Genomic DNA, 18,465 nt, shown 5'->3' with positions numbered 1-18,465 from the left:
TTAAAAACAAAATCATTACAACCGTTTTGGGCGTAAAGGATTAGGGTTGGGGGTTATGAGTCATCAATTTTGATTACTTTTTATTGTTTGATTTTTTTGGGGCAGTAAAACTTTTTTCAAATCCATACATATCAATAATTTTAGCTTGCTTGTATTTTAAGTTGGTTGGGTTGTTATTGAAATCATAAACAGTAGATTGATTTTTAAGATTATCGATGATTTCTACATTTGATAAATAAAAATCTCTAATTAACCTTAATGAATCTTTGTTAAAAACTCTAAATTTACATTCTGAAAATTCTCTAAAAGTTTCACAAAAATAAGTATCATAAGCAGGTACAATAGAAAATACCCCAAGCAATATTTTGGTAACTAAAACTAAATCTTTTTCATTGTTCTTAATGAGACAATCTTTAATATCTCCATAAATTTGCATGATTAAATCTATATTCTCTTCAGAGTAATTTTCAACATCAATTTGCCAAATATGAATATCTTGTCTGTAAATATATTCTACCAACTCAGACAAATAAGAAGGATTTTTTTGCAACATAAAACTTGACCCACGAAGCATTCCCTAGCTTGCCAAGTAAGACCACAAAACATAACAGCTTGCTTCTATGTCAATTTTATTTTTAAGTTGCGAAAAATAAAAATGCGAATAACAAAAATCAAAACTTCTGTAACGATGATGTTTTTCTATTTTTGTTAAAAAATCACCGACATATTTTTCAATTTCATTGGTTTTTATTAAATCTGCCATAATTAATCTCATTTGATATATTTTTGATAATTTTACCATAAATACATTATTATTTCTACTGGAAATTGGCAAAATCTTTGTGTTGATTGGCAATATTGCCCATTTTAGCATAACCAAAAAATCATTAAAATACGCCGATTATTTAGCTAAACTAGGAAAACCCTATGAAAACCGCCTTACTTATCATTGATGTGCAAAACGAATATTTTGCGTCCGCAGGTGGTAAATTTGACCAATTTAATGTGGACACCATTGCTCAAAACATCGCAGGTTACGCCAAAACTGCCGAGCAAAATGGAGAGCTTGTCATTGGCGTTCAGCATTTAATGGCAAAAGATTATCCATTGTTTGCCGAAGGGTCGCACGGTGCCAAACTGCATTCATCGGTTGCGGGCATTTTGGCGGACAAACCTTTGGTACAAAAAGCCCACGCTGACAGTTTTTTAAACACCAATCTGCTTGAAATCTTAAAACAACACGGCATTGAACAAATTGACATCTGTGGGATTATGACTCAAAACTGCGTAACCCATACCGCACTTTCGCCCCTTGCCAAAGAGTATAAAATCCGTGTATTATCAAGTCTTTGCACCGCACCGACCGAGTTGATTCATCAAATCGCACTTGGGGCGTTGGTGGGTAGAGCGTGGATTGAAGTAGTTTAAATGGATAAAAGCACCGTTTGCACATTGCAGGCGGTGTTTTTTTAAATATATCAACCGAACCCAAGAGCCATTACAAGCCGTAAGATGCATACCACGCACCATTTCTTGAAGCCCTTTAATGGTGCGTATTGCACATCTTATGCCTAAACGAATTTTGTGGTAATTTTAAAGTGATTTGGTATAAATTTTTCGCCAAACTAAAAATCATTTATTATCCCAACTAATACCCAACTATCAAAATTATCAATTAGCCAAAATATCTGTAAGCCGTTATAATCATTGCCATTTCAAAATCATTTGACAATCAGGTATCCAAAATGAACACCATCAAATCCCGTGCCGCAGTCGCATTTGCCCCCAATGAGCCCTTAAAAATCGTAGAAATTGATGTAGAACGCCCCAAAAAAGGCGAAGTATTGGTTAAAATCACCCACACAGGCGTGTGCCACACGGACGCCTTTACCCTATCAGGAGCAGACCCAGAAGGGCTATTCCCTGTGGTGCTTGGACACGAAGGGGCAGGCGTGGTGGTGGAAGTGGGCGAGGGCGTAACTTCTGTCAATGTGGGCGACAGCGTGATTCCACTTTATACGGCAGAATGTGGGCAATGTGAATTTTGTCAATCTAACAAAAGCAATCTGTGCGTATCGGTGCGTGCCACGCAAGGGCAAGGCGTCATGCCAGATGGCACCAGCCGTTTTTCTTATAATGGCGAGCCGATTTATCACTATATGGGCTGTTCCACTTTTAGCGAATACACGGTGGTGGCGGAGGTGTCGCTTGCCAAAATCAACCCCAAAGCCAATCCAGAGGAAGTCTGCCTTTTGGGCTGTGGCGTAACCACAGGCATTGGGGCAGTGCATAATACCGCCAAAGTGCAGGCAGGCGACTCGGTGGCGGTGTTTGGCTTGGGTGGTATTGGTTTGGCGGTGATTCAAGGGGCAAAACAAGCCAAAGCAGGGCGGATTTTTGCCATTGATACCAATCCTGATAAATTTGCCCTTGCCAAAGAATTTGGGGCGACCGATTGCCTAAACCCCAAAGATTTTGACAAGCCAATCCAACAAGTGTTGATTGAAATGACCAAATGGGGCATAGACCACACTTTTGAATGTATCGGCAATGTGGAGGTAATGCGTGCGGCATTGGAGTCGGCTCATCGTGGCTGGGGGCAGTCGGTCATCATTGGCGTAGCAGGGGCAGGACAAGAGATTAGCACTCGCCCATTGCAGCTTGTAACAGGGCGTACTTGGAAAGGTACGGCATTTGGCGGTGTCAAAGGTCGCTCACAATTACCGCAAATGGTGGAAGATGCGATGGCTGGCAAAATTCGCCTGTCGCCTTTTGTAACGCACACAATGCCCCTTGATAAAATCAATGACGCATTTGACTTAATGCACGAAGGCAAGTCTATTAGAAGTGTGATTCATTATTGATTTGAAAATAAAAATGCCGTCTGAAATTGGGTTTTTGGGCGGTGTTTTTAATATTGAATTATGACCATTTGACCCAATAAATTGATTTGGTTTTATCTACCATCTGTGGAGATATTGATGACAAAAAGTATGGATAGAAAATTTGATGAGTTTTTTAATCAAATCAATCAACAAATTGAACCGATAGACTACCTGATTGAGCATTCAAAACAATATGGCAATGTAGATGGCTTAAAAGAGCATATCTTTTGTCCAGAATGTCAATTGGCAAAATTAACTTTTGTACATACAGGCAAAGGCTTTCATTTAAGAACCCATCTAAATACAAAACATTTAGAAGGGTGTTATTATGATTTTGAGCATATAGATACAAAATCAGCCACAGAATTTTTTAAAAGCCTCAATAAAGAACAAATTCAAAGTAAATTGGCATCTATGATGCGTTATTTACTTAGTAATAAAAATAATATATCTGTTAGTAACAAAGCAGATGCATTACAAAACAATCCGCTTTTGATTGAACAAAAAGAAAAGACTAACACACAGATAAAAACCAGAAAATCTCTAAGAAGGCAAAAACTTACTGGTTATATTGATGAGTCTATTGCGGGGGATTTGTATATTTTTTATGGAGATGTCAAATTGTATGTGGAGATATGCAAAACAAAAAATAATTTTCAATATTACAAATTGATTATTAGAACCAAAAATAAGCGAGGAGAATGGCGTTATAGAACCTCTCTTTATCGTGGAAAAACCAAAGATGATATTGATGTAGATGCTATATACAAAATAGTATTTATTGGTAGTGCTAATTTTAAGGAAAATCGTGAGAAAACAGGAAAATATATGAATATTGAGCTTATTGATTATGATTCTGTGCTTTTTCAAAGTGTAGATAACATCGATTGATATTTTCGTGCAGACTGAATTTATCCTTCCAGTCATTATTATTAGAGAATAGTAGTTATGAATTTAATTCAAACCCACCGCATTTTCAATGGGCAGCAACAACTCTGGCAACATTTTTCAGGCTGCCTAAACTGTGAAATGAAATTTGCCATTTATCTACCCGACACCGCTAAAACCGAGCGTTTGCCTGTGTTGTATTGGTTATCAGGCTTAACCTGCACCGAGCAAAATTTCATCACCAAATCAGGCTATCAACGCTATGCCGATGAGCATAATGTCATTGTTGTCGCCCCTGACACATCGCCACGAGGCGAAGGCGTGGCGGACGATGACGCTTATGATTTGGGGCAGGGGGCAGGATTTTATCTCAACGCCACACAGGGCGAGTGGGCAAAGCACTATCAAATGTATGATTATATTGTCAAAGAACTGCCCGATTTGATTCACAAAAATTTCCCCACCAATGGCAAACAATCTATTTTTGGACACTCAATGGGCGGACACGGTGCTTTAACCATTGCCTTTAAAAATTTGGAGAATTATCAAAGCGTTTCGGCATTTTCGCCCATTGTTACACCTATGCAAGTGGCTTGGGGACAAAAGGCATTTACCGCTTATTTGGGCGATGACAAACAGGCGTGGGAGGATTATGACAGCGTGGCGTTATTGCAAAAACATCATATTGCGATTAAACAAAAAAATCTACCCATTTTGATTGAGCAGGGCGATAAAGATGAGTTTTTGCACACGCAATTAAAACCTGAACTCTTTTGCCAAATGGCGGATAAATTGGGCGTGGTATATCAATTTAATTTGCGAGCAGGGTTTGACCATTCTTATTATTTTATTGCCAGTTTTATTGGTAAGCATATTGCTTTTCACGCGAAGTATTTGAGATGATTGAAAATGGGGATTTTTGGGTAAACGCTTTTTTCAGGCAGCCTGAAAACCCCCAACTATCATTTTACCTGATACCTATTTATCAAAAATATTGATTTTCAATAATAAATCATCGGCATTATAATAGTTGCCATTTCAACCATTTAGGAACACAAAATGACCTATCCTGTCAAATCCTACGCTGCATTTAGTGCCACCACACCCCTTGCCCCACACAGTTTTGAACGCCGAGAACTGCGTGAAGACGATGTTTTGATTGATATTTTGTACTGTGGCGTGTGCCATTCAGATTTGCATATGGCTCGCAATGATTGGGGCTGGACACAACATTATCCACTTGTACCAGGGCACGAAATCATCGGTCGTATTGCCAAAGTCGGCAAAAACGCCCACAAATTCTCCGTTGGCGACTTGGTCGGCGTGGGTTGTATGGTGGATTCGTGCCGTGAATGCTCGCCTTGTTCGCACGGTTTGGAACAGTACTGCGAAGTGGGCAACATCGGCACTTATGGCGGTATTGACCGCTTTGATGGCACACCAACACAAGGTGGTTACAGTACAGGCGTGGTGGTGAGCGAAGATTTTGTGTTAAAAGTCTCTGAAACATTGGATACCAAAGCGGTTGCCCCACTTCTTTGTGCAGGCATTACCACCTATTCGCCCCTGCGTCATTGGAAAGTGGGCAAAGGCAGTAAAGTTGCGGTGGTGGGACTCGGCGGACTGGGGCATATGGCAGTCAAATTAGCGAAAGCAATGGGGGCGGAAGTTACGCTGTTTACTCGTTCATTGAACAAATCAGACGATGCATACCGTTTGGGGGCGAGCCGTGTGGTGCTTTCTACCGATGACAATCAGATGAAAGAAGTCGCCAATACCTTTGATTTGATTATTGATACCGTGCCATACACCCACGATTTAAAGCCCTATATGCCGACATTGGCTCTGGACGGTACGCTGGTGTTGGTGGGACTGGTGGGCGAACTTAAAGAAACCATCAACACTGTGCCGATGATTGTCGGTCGCCGCAGTATTTCTGCTTCTGTGATTGGTGGCATTGCAGAGACCCAAGAAATGCTGGATTTTTGTGCCGAGCATAACATCGTGCCAGATGTGGAAATGATTGATATGCAAAATATCAATGATGCGTATGAAAGAATGCAAAAATCCGATGTGAAATATCGCTTTGTGATTGATATGGGGAGTTTGAAAGCGTAATTTCTTTTGTGTGGGGAAACACCGTTTTCAGGGTTTGGGACGGTGTTTTGTATCAAAAATTAACTCCTAACTGTTTGAAGAATGAAATTTTCAGTTAAATTTAGTATAATACCAATTGCAAACTTAGCTTAATTACAAAATATTATGAATGATTTAACTTCTAAAAATTTTCTAAAATTTTCAACCAACCCCACAGTTTCAACATTAGATGTTGCAAAATCTATAGGTAAGGTTATTGAAACCAATTATTTTGATACGGTACAAACTTTAACACCTAAAATAGCAGAAAAAGAACACAAAAATAGTTATAGTGGAAATTATGGTTTGGGTGAATTTCCATTTCACACAGACATGGCTCATTGGTATATTCCACCCAAATATCTTTTGTTGCGATGTATTGTTCCTGCTCCAAATGTACCTACAAATGTGATTAACTTAAATAGCATTTTTCAAGAAATTGATTTTAATTATAATTTAGCCCATTTTGTTTCTAGAAAAAAACTTGAATCAAAAACATCCATACTTCACCTGTATAAGCATGGAGTTTGTCGTTGGGATAAATTGTTTCTTAAGCCATTCAATCAATATGCACGAGATTTGGAGTTAATTGTTTTTGATAAAATTGCAAATTATCCATATGAACAAATACAACTTAAACAAATTGGCGATTGTTTGTTAATTAATAATTGGACAATGATTCATAGTCGTAGTGCGGTTGATGAATTTTCATTAGATAGATGTTATGAACGAGTATACTTAAGTGAGGTATTTTAATTTATGAATCAAGTTATTTCTAAGACCGCACATGAATGGTCATCAGAACAATTGTTTGCAAAAGCTCAAAATTACATCTTGATTATGCATGAAAAATCTCATGACGATTGGCAATTTGGATTATGGTCTAGTCTCAGTCTTGAGTTTTTAATTAGAGCAACTCTTGCTCATAAATCAATTACATTAATTGCGGATTTGAAAGATTATAATAATCTGATTTATGCGTTAGGTATTAATGTAAATCAACCAAAATTTACACCAAAATCAGCTAATATTACTGATATTTTGAATAGAATAAATCAGATTTTTCCAAATTTCACAGATGAAATGAAACGATTTTGCTTAATTCATATTAATAGGAGAAATTCAGAACTTCATACGGGAAACTCAGAATTTCAGAGTTTGTCTATATCATCATGGTTGCCTAAATTTTATTGGGTCTGCAAAGAATTATGTGTCTGTATGAACAAAGAATTGAAAGATTTACTATCAACAGAAAATGTAATTGAAGCAGAAAGTTTAATTAATGAATTGAATGATAAGAGTGCAGAGCAAATTAAAGGTTTAATATCAGCACATAAAACCATGTGGGATAATAAAACAGAAGAAGATAAAAAAAATTCAATTCATCAATCTGTAGTATTGATGACTAGGCATGTAGGGCATAGAGTGATTTGTCCTTCATGTGAGAATACAGCTCTAGTAATTGGTGAGGCTATTGGTGAACCAATTAAGATATTCAAAGATAATGACATTATAGAGAAGATTAATAAAAAGCCAAGTCAATTTGAGTGTATTGCTTGCGGATTGAAAATTTCAGGTTACTCAAAATTACTTCATTGCAATTTGGGAGATACCTATACCACTACCAGTACATATTCCCCTGAAGAATATTTTGATTTAGAACCTGAACAATATGACGATATGGGCTTTTTTGATGACAATAATGAGTTTTAATTTATTATTGTAAATTTTGACTCACCAAAACCATTAGGAAACCCAAATCCTAATGGTTTGATTTATTTAATCCACAATGAAACCTGTATTGAAAAAACTCCTAAAATTAACCCTAGCTAATTTGGGCGTACTCACGTTGAGTGTCGCAATTTTGGGCATTCTGTTCTACCGAAATTTGGGCGATTTGCCCGATGAAAGCCGATTTCACAATCTGCCGTATTACAAAAACGGGCAATTTACCAATTTGCATGCCGATGATTTGCCCTATTATCCCGAACAGGCGACAGGCAAGGGCTGTTTAATTCGCCATGATGCTTATACGCCAAAAGCCCGTTTACCCATGATTTTGTTGGATAAAAGCAGTTTCAGGCAGCCTGAAAATTTCGCCTATTATTGGCTGGGACACGCAAGCTCCATTTTGGAGCTGGACGGACACCGCTTTTTAACCGACCCTGTGTTTGACAACGCCACCCCCCTAAATTTACCCCTGATTGTACCAAAGAACACAAAATCCCCATTGATGTGCCGAAAATGGGCGAGAAATATACAGACGGTTTTGTGAATGATGATTGGTGGGAAGCGAAAAATTTAAGGCGAGGATAGCATTCAATCCTTTTGCTACACAAAAGGGTAAATAAGTAAGTATAATAACTAATAGCATGGAGCAAGCTAAATAAATCAATCCCTTGTTTTAACTTCCAACAGCTCAATTTCAAAAGTCAAATCCGAATTGGGTGGAATTTTGCCAATTGTCCGCTCACCATAAGCAAGAGAAGCAGGCACCATAAGTTGTCTTTTACCGCCCACTTGCATTGGAGCAAAGTCTGGTAGGGTCATTTGTATGCCCCATTTTTCAAGCAGTTTATTACCAACTTCATTGCCCAAAACACCCAAATCCCAACCCTTAATCACTCGCCCTGTCCCAATGACACACTCAAAAGGCACACCCCTTTGGATTGAGTTGTCAAACACCGTACCATCTGACAAAGTGCCTGTATAATGAGCGGTGATTAATGCCCCCCCGCTGGGCTTGTTTGCCTGTACCGATGATGAGGTCTATGATGTTAAAATCGGTCATTGTAGCTCCTTAATCAGTTCAAATCTGGGTATCATTTTGCCGTCAATTTCCACACTTTCACAAAACATTTCATAAGGGCGTACCCATACACCATAATCGCCATATAAGGCACGATAGACGACAAGCGTCTCTTCTGTCTCTGAATGGAGGGCGGTGTGTAGCACTTGATAAAGATTGCCTTTGTAGTGGCGGTAAAGACCTGTTGGTAGTGTGTTTTGCATTGTTTAGTTTGTCAAAAAGTAGAGGTTGTACTAGATAACCCCTAAACATCACACCATTTTCTCAAAACTCTAAGTTTTTCTGATGGTGTGCCATAGTTAATCTAAACTTACATTCTTTTAAAAACAAATGGAAGTGCTTTTTGTCAATACTATTGTACTTTCTAAGAATGCGTTTGGATTGAGATTAGAAGTTTGGGGTGTCATTGATGCGGTCGTGATTGTTAGCAAATTCTTTGGAATGGTTAATCCTAAAATGCTTAAAACACTAACATCAAGAAATGCTATCAGGCTTAATTTTGCTTTTGATGATGGGTATTAGCTCTGCTTTGTTTGGTGTCTTTGATGATGATGGTATAAACCCTATCTTTGCGTTTTAGAATGCCAAAAACGATTGTCTTACCACCTGCACCACGACCACGTTTGCCTTTGCAAATGCCAACAAAATAGCTTTCATCAAATTCAATTTTAGCTTCAAAATCAAGATGATATTCTATCACAAGTTAAGATGTTGTGGTAGAATAAAGTTGCTGAATGGGCGGTTACTTCAAGTACAAAAAAATCAAGCGGTTTTAACTGGACTTTTTTACTTAGTTTACAACGAGTTAGCTTCATATTTATGGTATATTATATGTGATAATCTAGTACAATCCCTTTCTAAATTTTAAGATAGCCTAAATCATCATAAACGGATAAATCCCACACCCACAAGCAGTAACAATGCCCCTACAATTTGTATGGGTAGCACCGCCTTTTTTGCCACGCCAAACAAGCCCAATTTGTCCACCAACAAACTGCCACAAATCAAGCCAGACAAAACCAGCATCACCACCTGTCCCGTCCCAATTTTTGGCACAAGATATACCCCAGACAAAATAAATAATGCGCCAAGTACACCTCCACTCCAAATCCAAAATGGTTGCCCTTGTATCGGTTTGATTAAATTAGCCAAACTTTTTTCATAACATAAAGCAATGATAAATAGCACTCCAGCTCCCACTAAAAATGACACTACTGCACCGCTGAGTGGTGAGCCAAGTTGCCGTCCGAGTTCGCCATTGACTGCCGCTTGTGTGGCAAGTGCCATACCACCAAACACACCCACACCACGCCAAAGCCATATATTTTCGCTTATTGTGGCAAGCTGTCGTCTTTGGGGTAAGACAATCGCTATCCATACGCCAGTCAATACGAGCAATACACCCAAAATTCGGCTGCCTGAAAAGGGGATTTCTACCGAGTGCAGCAAACCAAAGCTGTCAATCACAAGCCCCATTAGCACTTGCCCCAAAATTGGCATTACTGCAGTTTGTACACCGCCTAATTTAGGGAAAATGAGTACGTTAGCTGTTAGCCCTATTGTTCCGAGTATGCCACCACACCAAGCCCATCAAGGCGCTGCCGACAAAGTCGCCTTATCAAACCAAAGCGGACTACCCAATCCAAGCGATAAGCCCACAAGAAAAATCAGCCCGACCACAAATGAAACAAATGAAGTTAAAAACGCAAAGCCCAAATGCAAACGCAATCGGGCATTGATGGCGGACTGACAGGCAATACATACACCCGCTAATAATCCAATTAAAAAAGTCATTTTACATTAACGCTATTTCAAAATGATGTTTATGCAGTATTTCAAATGTATGCTGTAATGCTTTTTTGCTTTGCCCTAAATGTTAAGGTTGGAAAACCGTTATGGTTTGAAATTTGTCATAAACGGTTTTCTTTACACCATACTTTTAGACTACTAGCAAAATTATTAAGGCAAACTTTGATAAATACTCTCTACCAATTTTTCATTATTGATAAAGTTCCAATTATGGCTACTTTCCCATTCTTTGGCAGGGCGTGTGGCTTGGATTTGGGCAAGGGTTTTGCCTTTTTTCTTTAATTTTGCCACACGGTTTTTAATGGTGGTCAGCATTTTGGTGTGGGTAATCAGCTCGCTTTTGCTTGCAATATTGCCGTGTCCTGCAATGATTTTGGTATTGTCATCAGCCAATTTAATAATGCCATTTAAACCATTAATCATGCCGTCAATCGTTCCGCCATTTTTGACATCAATAAACGGAAACCGCCCAAAAAATAAAATATCGCCCGCGTGAATGATATTAGACTTTGGCAAATGCACAATAATATCGCCATTGGTATGGGCATTGGCAAAATACAGCAAATGAATCGGTTCATCGCCTGCCAATTTTAACGACTTTTCAAAAGTCAAATGCGGTAAAGCATTAGGCGTGGCATTGTTTTGATTATAAGCGGTGATTAAATCGCTGGTATTGTGATGAGCGATAATCGTGGCATTAAAATCTTTGACAAAAGACGCATTGCCACCCGTATGGTCATTGTGTCCGTGCGTATTGATGACATAGCGAACGGGTTTTGGGCTGATTTTGCCAATTTCATTTTTAATATCGGCATAGCCATTGGCAAACTGGGTATCCACCACATACAGTGAGTTACTATTTTCAATCACGGCAATATTACCGCCTTGCCCTTCTAGCATATAAACGCTGTTATTTAATGGCGTGGTTTTGATTTGTGTGCCGTGCGTGCCGTCCGCCAATGCCGTCATTGATATGGTACTTGCCAAAATGGCGGTTAAAAATTTGATTTTCATTATTAAAAAACTCCAAAAAAAGCATTATTTTTTTATAGTAAAATAATGCCTTTCTATTATTAAAAACTTATTCCACAAATTTCACCACTTCATCAAAAGCTTTGCGTGCCTTTGGCTTGATGTCTTTATCACGATAGCCAAAAGTACACATCACCGACACCGCCCACTCGGCAGGGTCAAACAAGCCTTCATTTGCCAAGATGTCATTGACTTCTTTATAATCAAAGCCTTCAATCGGACAAGAATCAATGCCCATCATCGCCGCCCCCGTCATCATATTGGCAAGGGCGATGTAAGTTTGTTTGCTTGCCCAATCGTATAGACTGCGGTCAGAGTCCAAAATGGCAATGTCCTCTGTTTGGAATTTTTTGTACACCGCCAACGCTTTTTCACGAGCCTCGCCAGTCAGCCCTCGTCTGTCCATAATTTGCCCAAAATAAGGCGTGTCATAGCGGGCGTTTTTCTTTGCCAAAATCGCCACAATATGACTTGAAGTTTCCATCGTGGGAATGCCCCAGCAGTAAGGTTTTAATTTTTGGCGTAAATTGGCATTTTGTAGCACCAAAAACTGCCACGGCTCAGACCCCACCGAGCTTGGGGAAAGTCGCCCCATTTCCAAAATGGCGTGAAAATCGTCATCGCTGATTTTCTTATTGCCGTCATACGAGCGAGTGGAGGCACGGTAATGAAATGCGTTTAAAATATCGTCTTTATTAAAAAAGGTCATCATCACTCCAAAATTGGGTAAAAAAGCGGTTGAAATTTGTTTATTATACCTTGGTTTAGGTATTGTGAAAAATTGAGAATTTTGATGATTGGGTATTATGAAAAATGATAATGGGGGATTTTTGGGCTACCTGAAAATTATTTTTAATAAAAACACCGCTTTAAATAAAGCGGTGTTTTTGTGGATTATTAAAAAGAGGGTTTGGGACATTCACATCACAACCACAATCAAGCGACTTATTGTGTTATACTAAACCAGCAAAATTAAAATAATCGTTTAGTTACATAAAGTTATTATGGCAAAAATCCACTTCTTTGAGGCAGGTTATTGCACCCACCCTGCTTGCGTGGCGGTGCGTGGGGCAGGATTTGGAGCGTGTCAATTTCCTGCCAGAGTGTTTGTGCTGGAAGCAAACGGACGCTTTTGGCTATGGGATACAGGCTATGCCGAGCATTTTTTTGATGCCAGTCGGGGGATTTATGCTTTGTACCCTGCCATAACGCCTGTATTTTTTAATCCGTCTGAACACATTAGTCGTCAATTACACGCCATTGCTTTAAACCCAAGCGACTTGCAAGGCGTGATTATTTCCCATTTTCACGCCGACCACATTGCAGGTTTAAAGGATTTTGCCCATATTCCTTTTATTGGCAGACGGCTTGCCTTTGATTTTTTAAAACCATTAAAAGGCTTAAAAGCCCTCAAACAAGGTTTTTTGCCTAATTTAATGCCCAGCGACTTTGAAAGCCGATTTATGGCGGTGGAACAGTTTTTACCCAAAGCCTTACCAGAACATCTGTGCCTTGATGAACCACACGCCCCCAAAACCGCTTGGGCATTGCCCAATAGCAATGATGAAATTTTGCTGGTACCACTAGACGGGCACGCCATTGGACAAATTGGGGCGTTTGTTTTAACCGATAAGGGCTGGGAGCTGATTGCCTCTGATTCGGCGTGGTCAGCACAAAACTTTTTGGGTCGTCCGCCTGCCAAAATCAGCCACTTGATTATGCACGATGTGCCTGCGTTTTATCGCACGCTGTCGCATTTATCTCAATGGCATCAACGAGGCGTTGCCATACATTTAAGCCACGAGTTGGACGAAAAAACTTGATTGATTTTGCAAAACAAATGACATACAATAGAATCACAATGTAAAACATATCTTGAATAGGTGTACTGATGACCACAAATTTTAATTTGCGACTTGATGAAAACTTAAAAGCACAAGCATTTGGTGTGATTGAAAGTTTTGGTATGACACCAAGCCAATTTATGCGATTGATTTTAAAACAGGTGGCAGACACAGGCAGTTTGCCTTTGTCTTTTGAAAAACGCACAACGGCAATCACACCCAATGAACTGACCGCACAGGCAATTCGTCAAGGGCGAACAGATTATCAAGCAGGTGTTTTGGATAAATTTGAACCCGATGATGCCATTGATGCCTTACAGGAGCTCTCCTGTGGCTAAGTCGGTATTGATAACCAAGCAATTTAAAAGAGACATTAAAAAACACGCGTTAAACCTTGTTACACCCCAATGGATAGAAGTGATGAATTGCTTGATTCACGCCTTACCAATGCCTGCTCGTTATGCCAATCACCCTCTAAAAGGCGAATGGCAAGGTTGTATGGATTGTCATATTAAGCCTGATTTGGTGCTGATTTATGAATTGATGGGCGACAACGACCTACTTTTGCACCGCTTGGGCAGTCATAGTGAATTAAGTATTGTTTAAAACCTTCCAACCAAAATGAACCTACTCCCCCTACTTGCCAGTTACCACCGCACCAAACGCCTGACCTTTACCAGCCGAGCGGATTTAGAGTACCACCAAGCCAAGCAATTAAGCCGATTTTTTAAGCAAACTTTAAGCCAAAGCCCTTATTTTTCTGCCCTATTAAAAACGCATTTTGGCGATGATTGGACATTTAATCCAGCCATTTTTGCTCAATTACCTACAATGGATAAATCATTGATGTTAAAAGAATTTAACACAATGAACACCCAAAACATCAACAAAGACACCGCCTTTGCCTTGGCACTTAGAGCCGAACAAGATAGGAATTTCGCCCCCACCTTAAACAATGGCATCAGCGTGGGCTTATCATCAGGCACAACAGGCGAGCGAGGACTGTTTTTGGTATCGCCAAATGAACAAGCCAAATGGGCAGGGATTATGCTTGCCAAAATGCTCCCTGATGGACTGTTCACAGGCGAAAAAGTTGCCTTGTTTTTGCGAGCCAACAGCAATTTGTACAAAGCCATTACCACGCCGTGCATTGAATTTGCCTATTATGATTTGCTTTTGCCGTTTGAGACACTGCTTGCCAAACTCACCAAACAACAGCCCACCATTATTGTCGCCCCAGCCCAAGTCCTACGAGCCATTGCGGACGAAGTCAAAACAGGCAATCTTAAAATCTCGCCCAAAAAAGTCATTTCTTGTGCCGAGGTGCTTACTTTTGCTGACCGCCAAGCCATTTTCCAAGTATTTGATAATGTACACGAAATCTACCAAGCCACCGAAGGTTTTTTGGCAAGTACCTGCTCACACGGCACTTTGCATTTGAATGAAGAATTCATCTATATTGAAAAACAATGGCTTGATGACAAGCACTTTATGCCCATCATCACCGACTTTTCTCGCACCACCCAACCCATTGTCCGCTATCTTTTAAATGATATACTGGCAATCCAGCCCACCCCTTGTCCGTGTGGCTTAGTGTGCTTGGCATTGTCGCATATTGAAGGGCGAGCCGATGATGGACTAAAATTTGGCGATAAATCCATTTTTGCTGACAGCATTTCTCGCATCATCGCCATTCATCTACCGCTTGATAAAGATTATCGCCTTGTTCAGGCGGGCAATTGTTTAACATTCACAGCACAACTGGATAATGCCGATTGGGTGCATTTTAAAGAAGCCTTCAATGCGTTTTTAAGCACACAAGGCATTGATGTTCAAAGTATTATCTGGCAATGGCACAATCAAACGCCCACCCAAAGTTTTGATAAGAAAAAAAGGCGAATTGTACAACTGACGGAGCAATGATTGATGATAAGCACCAAAGCCCCCACCACTTATTTGATTGCCACCGCAGGCAGTCACGGCGATGTGTTGCCTTTTATGGCGTTGGCGGACGGTCTTAGCAAACTTGGACATCACGCCATTATTTATGGCACGCCCTTGTTTGCTCAGTTTACCCCCAAAGGCGTTCGCTTTGTGCCTGTGGGAGACAATGAACTTTACCATCAAGCCTTATCCGCACTCAATGACAACCACCCCTTGTCGTCCATTCGTAAAATTGTGGCGGTAATAACCGATATTATTCCTTTGATTATCAATGCAATGTCAAAAGATATTATCCCAAACAATACAGTGGTCATTGGTGGGGTAATGAATCCTGCACCACACCTTTTTGCCGAAAAATACCACCTCCCTTTTGTCAATGTGCATTTGTCGCCCCTTGCCATTTATTCAGTACATCGTATGGGGCGAGCCTTACCGATATTGGACAATTTAACCCAATGGCAAAATCCTACCCTAAATCGCCTGTTTTGGCGGTGGGTGGATTGGGCGGTATTTCGTCCTAATTTCACCAAGCCTATCAACCGCTTGCGTGCGGATTATGGGTTGGCACCTTTGGCAGTACCGATGATACAGTGGGTCAATCAGGCAGATTTGGTGCTGGGCTTATTTGATGAGCATTTTGCCCCAAGACAGCCTGATTGGGCGGATATTGAAGTGGTCGGATTTCCTTTTTATGAGCATCAGCAGTCAGGCGAACTTTCCACAAAGATAATGAACTTTTTACAAGAAGGCGATAAGCCTGTGTTGTTTTGTGCAGGGACAGCCACCGCCAATGCCCAACAGTTTTTTGCCACTTCACGCTTGGTTTGTGAAAAAATGGGCATTCGGGCGATTTTTGTCAGCCATATCAAGGAACAACTGCCCACCAATTTGCCCAATAGTATTTTGGCGGTGGATTATGTGGCGTATGAGCAAATTTTGCCCAAAGTAGCCGTATTTGTACATCACGGTGGCATTGGCAATACCGCCGTTGCTTTAAAATCAGGCGTGCCACAGCTCATTCGCCCCTGTGCCTTTGACCAATTTGACAATGCCAGCCGTGCCGTATCACTTGGTGTGGCGGTAGAAATTTTACCCAAAGCCTATCAAGTGGATACCATCATCAAGGCTTTAAAAAATCTTATCAATAACCAAAGTTTATCTCATCATTGCCAAAGTATCGCACAACAAATCACGCCCACAGGTATTGAGCAAGCCTGCCTAAAAATTATCAAGATGGGCAAACACAATGATATTGATAAAGCAAGTGATTATTTGGATAATAATACAAAATGACTTGGTTAAAATATCAAAGACCAAACCCATTTATCATCGCTCTATATGGGTGCGTTGGTTTTTGTATGATGATAATGATGATTGGGATTGGACAATTTGACCACTTTGAACCTCGTCATTTTGTTTCACTGACACTATTAAGTGTGCTTATGCCATTGATACTCAAAACAAAAAATGGGCGTTTTGTTGGTTTTGCTGTTTTATTATCGTCTTATGCGATTTTTCCAATGTTTTCTTTAATTGGCAACATTATTCCTTATCGTTTTGATGATAAATTATACCAATTAGATACTTGGATTTTTGGGCAAAGTTTACCGCTTTATTTCACTTACCGCCCTGTGTGGCTGTCTGAATATTTGGCATTGTGTTATTTGGCATTATTTCCATTGCAAATTTTGTCATGTTATTTTTGGTTTAAAAATCATCAACAGCATTATCAATTATTTAGCTTTGGTTTGGCGATAATGTTTGTTGTAGGATATATGGGCTATTTGGTGATTCCTGCACAAGGCGGTTATTTGGCATATCCTGATGTGTTTTATTTTCCCAATACAGGCGGATATATCACAACATTTTTAATAAACGCCAACAAACCTTTGATTGTTGGGATTGACGCATTTCCCAGTTTACATACAGGATTTGCGGTATTGATTAACGGATTTTTCTTTGTTAAGAAATATCATAAAATTGGCTTAGCATTATTGCCTATTACCATAGGTCTTATCATTTCTACGCAATATTTTGCTTTTCATTATGGCGTGGATTTATTGGCAGGAATCATCTTGGCAATAAGCATTTTAATTTTTATCAGTTGTTATCAAAAGGTGCAATAATGACCCCATTCTCTCTTAAACTCATCGCCACAGGCAAGGCATTGCCCACACAAAAAGTGTCTTCTGATGAATTGGACAAACGCCTAAACAAACCTGCTGGCTATGTTCAAAAAAGAAGTGGCATCATCTACCGCCATCACGCCGATTTGCACTTAACCCAAGCTGGGTTAGCAGGTCAAGCAATTTTAAATGCTTGCCAAAATGCCAATTTGTCTTTATCCGATATTGATTTGTTGATTGCGGTCAATGGCGTACCACAACAAGCTCTGCCCAGCACCGCAAGCCATATTTTTGCACACTTAAATTGGCAAGGAGCGGGCTATGATGTCAATGCCAGTTGTGTGGGCTTTTTGCCTGCCTTAGAGCAGGCAGGGGCATTGCTCAATATGGGCTGTTACAAAAGGATTGCCATTTGTGCGTCCGATTTGGCATCTCGTGGGCTAAATTGGCAAGACGATGAAACGGCACTCATTTTTGGCGATGGGGCGGCGTGTGTCATTTTGGAAAAAGGGACGGACAATGACGGCGGATTGCTCGGATTTTTGATGAAAAGTTATCCTGACGGCATTGAATATTGTCAAATTCAGGCAGGCGGTACAGCAAAAAATCCCAAAACAGGAATGTGTGAAGACGATTTTTATTTTAAAATGGACGGCTATGGGGTATTTAAAAAAACCAGCGAAGTGTTGCCAGCTTTTTTGGATAATTTATTAAACACACCCAAAAATCCTTTAACAATCCAAAAGATAGATTTATGGCTTGTACATCAAGCCAGCCATTTGGGTATGAGTCATTTAATCAAACGCTTGGGCATTGCCCCACAAAAAGTCATCAATATTTATCCCACACACGGCAATCAAGTTTCCGCCTCCTTGCCCACCGTACTACACGAAGCGGTCAGCACAGGTCAATGGCAACAAGGCAAAACGGTGGCACTCGTTGGCACAGGAGCAGGACTGACCTTGGCAGGGGCAATTTGGCAAATTTAAAGG

Annotated in this window: 21 protein-coding genes and 3 pseudogenes; 15 read left to right on the top strand and 9 right to left on the bottom strand. The window is 40.0% G+C overall.

Annotated elements, in window-relative coordinates; all coding sequences use genetic code 11:
- Positions 1 to 73: 73 nt before the first annotated feature.
- Together MOB01S_RS06060 and MOB01S_RS06055 are read right to left on the bottom strand one after the other, a co-directional pair.
- Positions 74 to 574 carry a hypothetical protein gene (locus MOB01S_RS06060; protein WP_066802670.1) on the bottom strand — a complete coding sequence of 167 codons (501 nt, stop codon included), beginning with the start codon at positions 572 to 574 and terminating at the stop codon, positions 74 to 76.
- Between the two features lie 3 nt (positions 575 to 577).
- Positions 578 to 763: a hypothetical protein gene (locus MOB01S_RS06055; protein WP_066802668.1), complete on the bottom strand. Its 186-nt coding sequence runs from the start codon at positions 761 to 763 to the stop codon at positions 578 to 580.
- Between the two features lie 164 nt (positions 764 to 927).
- On the opposite strand from MOB01S_RS06055, the gene MOB01S_RS06050 reads away from it, so the two are divergent.
- The 8 genes from MOB01S_RS06050 (at position 928) to MOB01S_RS06015 (ending at position 8,184) form a co-directional block, all read left to right on the top strand.
- Positions 928 to 1,428, top strand: a complete 501-nt coding sequence (locus MOB01S_RS06050) for an isochorismatase family protein (RefSeq protein WP_066802665.1) — start codon at positions 928 to 930, stop codon at positions 1,426 to 1,428.
- A gap of 326 nt (positions 1,429 to 1,754) precedes the next feature.
- A complete protein-coding gene (locus MOB01S_RS06045) occupies positions 1,755 to 2,864 on the top strand; it encodes an S-(hydroxymethyl)glutathione dehydrogenase/class III alcohol dehydrogenase (RefSeq protein WP_066802704.1) in 1,110 nt (369 codons plus the stop codon).
- Between the two features lie 117 nt (positions 2,865 to 2,981).
- A complete protein-coding gene (locus tag MOB01S_RS06040) occupies positions 2,982 to 3,776 on the top strand; it encodes a hypothetical protein (protein WP_066802663.1) in 795 nt (264 codons plus the stop codon).
- 57 nt (positions 3,777 to 3,833) lie between these two features.
- Positions 3,834 to 4,676, top strand: a complete 843-nt coding sequence (fghA, locus tag MOB01S_RS06035) for an S-formylglutathione hydrolase (RefSeq protein WP_066802661.1) — start codon at positions 3,834 to 3,836, stop codon at positions 4,674 to 4,676.
- Between the two features lie 156 nt (positions 4,677 to 4,832).
- Positions 4,833 to 5,891, top strand: coding sequence for an NAD(P)-dependent alcohol dehydrogenase (locus MOB01S_RS06030; protein ID WP_066802660.1), 1,059 nt, complete (start codon positions 4,833 to 4,835; stop codon positions 5,889 to 5,891).
- A 144-nt stretch (positions 5,892 to 6,035) separates the two neighbouring features.
- Positions 6,036 to 6,665 carry a Fe(II)-2OG oxygenase family protein gene (locus tag MOB01S_RS06025; protein WP_066802659.1) on the top strand — a complete coding sequence of 210 codons (630 nt, stop codon included), beginning with the start codon at positions 6,036 to 6,038 and terminating at the stop codon, positions 6,663 to 6,665.
- A 3-nt stretch (positions 6,666 to 6,668) separates the two neighbouring features.
- Entirely contained in the window at positions 6,669 to 7,622 is a 954-nt protein-coding gene (locus tag MOB01S_RS06020; RefSeq protein WP_066802658.1) for a hypothetical protein, read from the top strand.
- A gap of 88 nt (positions 7,623 to 7,710) precedes the next feature.
- Positions 7,711 to 8,184 (top strand): hypothetical protein, encoded by a 474-nt coding sequence (locus MOB01S_RS06015; RefSeq protein WP_174521834.1) that lies wholly within the window; start codon positions 7,711 to 7,713, stop codon positions 8,182 to 8,184.
- 116 nt (positions 8,185 to 8,300) lie between these two features.
- Here MOB01S_RS06015 and MOB01S_RS06010 read toward each other — a convergent pair.
- The 7 genes and pseudogenes from MOB01S_RS06010 to MOB01S_RS05985 all read right to left on the bottom strand — a co-directional run bounded on the left by MOB01S_RS06010 (position 8,301) and on the right by MOB01S_RS05985 (position 12,268).
- Positions 8,301 to 8,700: pseudogene (locus tag MOB01S_RS06010) on the bottom strand (FKBP-type peptidyl-prolyl cis-trans isomerase).
- Positions 8,697 to 8,921 carry a DUF1653 domain-containing protein gene (locus MOB01S_RS06005; protein ID WP_066802657.1) on the bottom strand — a complete coding sequence of 75 codons (225 nt, stop codon included), beginning with the start codon at positions 8,919 to 8,921 and terminating at the stop codon, positions 8,697 to 8,699. The pseudogene MOB01S_RS06010 and the gene MOB01S_RS06005 overlap by 4 nt, the downstream one beginning before the upstream one ends.
- 41 nt (positions 8,922 to 8,962) lie before the next feature.
- A pseudogene (locus MOB01S_RS06000) lies at positions 8,963 to 9,533 on the bottom strand (IS1595 family transposase).
- A gap of 67 nt (positions 9,534 to 9,600) precedes the next feature.
- Positions 9,601 to 10,023, bottom strand: coding sequence for a DMT family transporter (locus tag MOB01S_RS05995; RefSeq protein WP_281177229.1), 423 nt, complete (start codon positions 10,021 to 10,023; stop codon positions 9,601 to 9,603).
- A 78-nt stretch (positions 10,024 to 10,101) separates the two neighbouring features.
- Positions 10,102 to 10,512 (bottom strand): annotated as a pseudogene (locus MOB01S_RS12785) (DMT family transporter); the annotation flags it as partial.
- Between the two features lie 165 nt (positions 10,513 to 10,677).
- Positions 10,678 to 11,541: an MBL fold metallo-hydrolase gene (locus MOB01S_RS05990; RefSeq protein WP_066802656.1), complete on the bottom strand. Its 864-nt coding sequence runs from the start codon at positions 11,539 to 11,541 to the stop codon at positions 10,678 to 10,680.
- A gap of 67 nt (positions 11,542 to 11,608) precedes the next feature.
- Entirely contained in the window at positions 11,609 to 12,268 is a 660-nt protein-coding gene (locus MOB01S_RS05985; RefSeq protein ID WP_066802655.1) for an NAD(P)H-dependent oxidoreductase, read from the bottom strand.
- A 295-nt stretch (positions 12,269 to 12,563) separates the two neighbouring features.
- On the opposite strand from MOB01S_RS05985, the gene MOB01S_RS05980 reads away from it, so the two are divergent.
- The 7 genes from MOB01S_RS05980 to MOB01S_RS05950 all read left to right on the top strand — a co-directional run bounded on the left by MOB01S_RS05980 (position 12,564) and on the right by MOB01S_RS05950 (position 18,462).
- Entirely contained in the window at positions 12,564 to 13,382 is an 819-nt protein-coding gene (locus MOB01S_RS05980) for an MBL fold metallo-hydrolase (RefSeq protein WP_066802653.1), read from the top strand.
- A 68-nt stretch (positions 13,383 to 13,450) separates the two neighbouring features.
- The gene (locus tag MOB01S_RS05975) at positions 13,451 to 13,741 is read left to right on the top strand and encodes a type II toxin-antitoxin system RelB/DinJ family antitoxin (protein ID WP_066802651.1); all 291 of its coding nucleotides are present in this window, start codon (positions 13,451 to 13,453) and stop codon (positions 13,739 to 13,741) included.
- The gene (locus tag MOB01S_RS05970; RefSeq protein ID WP_245640005.1) at positions 13,734 to 14,009 is read left to right on the top strand and encodes a type II toxin-antitoxin system YafQ family toxin; all 276 of its coding nucleotides are present in this window, start codon (positions 13,734 to 13,736) and stop codon (positions 14,007 to 14,009) included. The genes MOB01S_RS05975 and MOB01S_RS05970 overlap by 8 nt, the downstream gene beginning before the upstream one ends.
- Before the next feature lie 15 nt (positions 14,010 to 14,024).
- Entirely contained in the window at positions 14,025 to 15,326 is a 1,302-nt protein-coding gene (locus MOB01S_RS05965) for a F390 synthetase-related protein (protein WP_066802647.1), read from the top strand.
- Positions 15,327 to 15,329: 3 nt separating this feature from the next.
- Complete coding sequence (locus tag MOB01S_RS05960) at positions 15,330 to 16,640, top strand: glycosyltransferase (RefSeq protein ID WP_066802642.1); 1,311 nt, start codon at positions 15,330 to 15,332, stop codon at positions 16,638 to 16,640.
- On the top strand, positions 16,637 to 17,473 hold the full coding sequence (locus tag MOB01S_RS05955) for a phosphatase PAP2 family protein (RefSeq protein WP_066802640.1): 837 nt from the start codon (positions 16,637 to 16,639) through the stop codon (positions 17,471 to 17,473). Before MOB01S_RS05960 ends, MOB01S_RS05955 begins: the two co-directional genes overlap by 4 nt.
- Positions 17,473 to 18,462 carry a 3-oxoacyl-[acyl-carrier-protein] synthase III C-terminal domain-containing protein gene (locus tag MOB01S_RS05950; protein WP_066802638.1) on the top strand — a complete coding sequence of 330 codons (990 nt, stop codon included), beginning with the start codon at positions 17,473 to 17,475 and terminating at the stop codon, positions 18,460 to 18,462. The genes MOB01S_RS05955 and MOB01S_RS05950 overlap by 1 nt, the downstream gene beginning before the upstream one ends.
- The last annotated feature ends 3 nt before the right edge of the window (positions 18,463 to 18,465 follow it).

Origin of the sequence: Moraxella oblonga NBRC 102422 (assembly GCF_001598275.1) — a bacterium.
Taxonomy (GTDB): domain Bacteria; phylum Pseudomonadota; class Gammaproteobacteria; order Pseudomonadales; family Moraxellaceae; genus Moraxella; species Moraxella oblonga.
The sequence above is the reverse complement of the archived record's forward strand: the minus strand, read 5'-3'. Positions and strand labels throughout refer to the sequence as shown.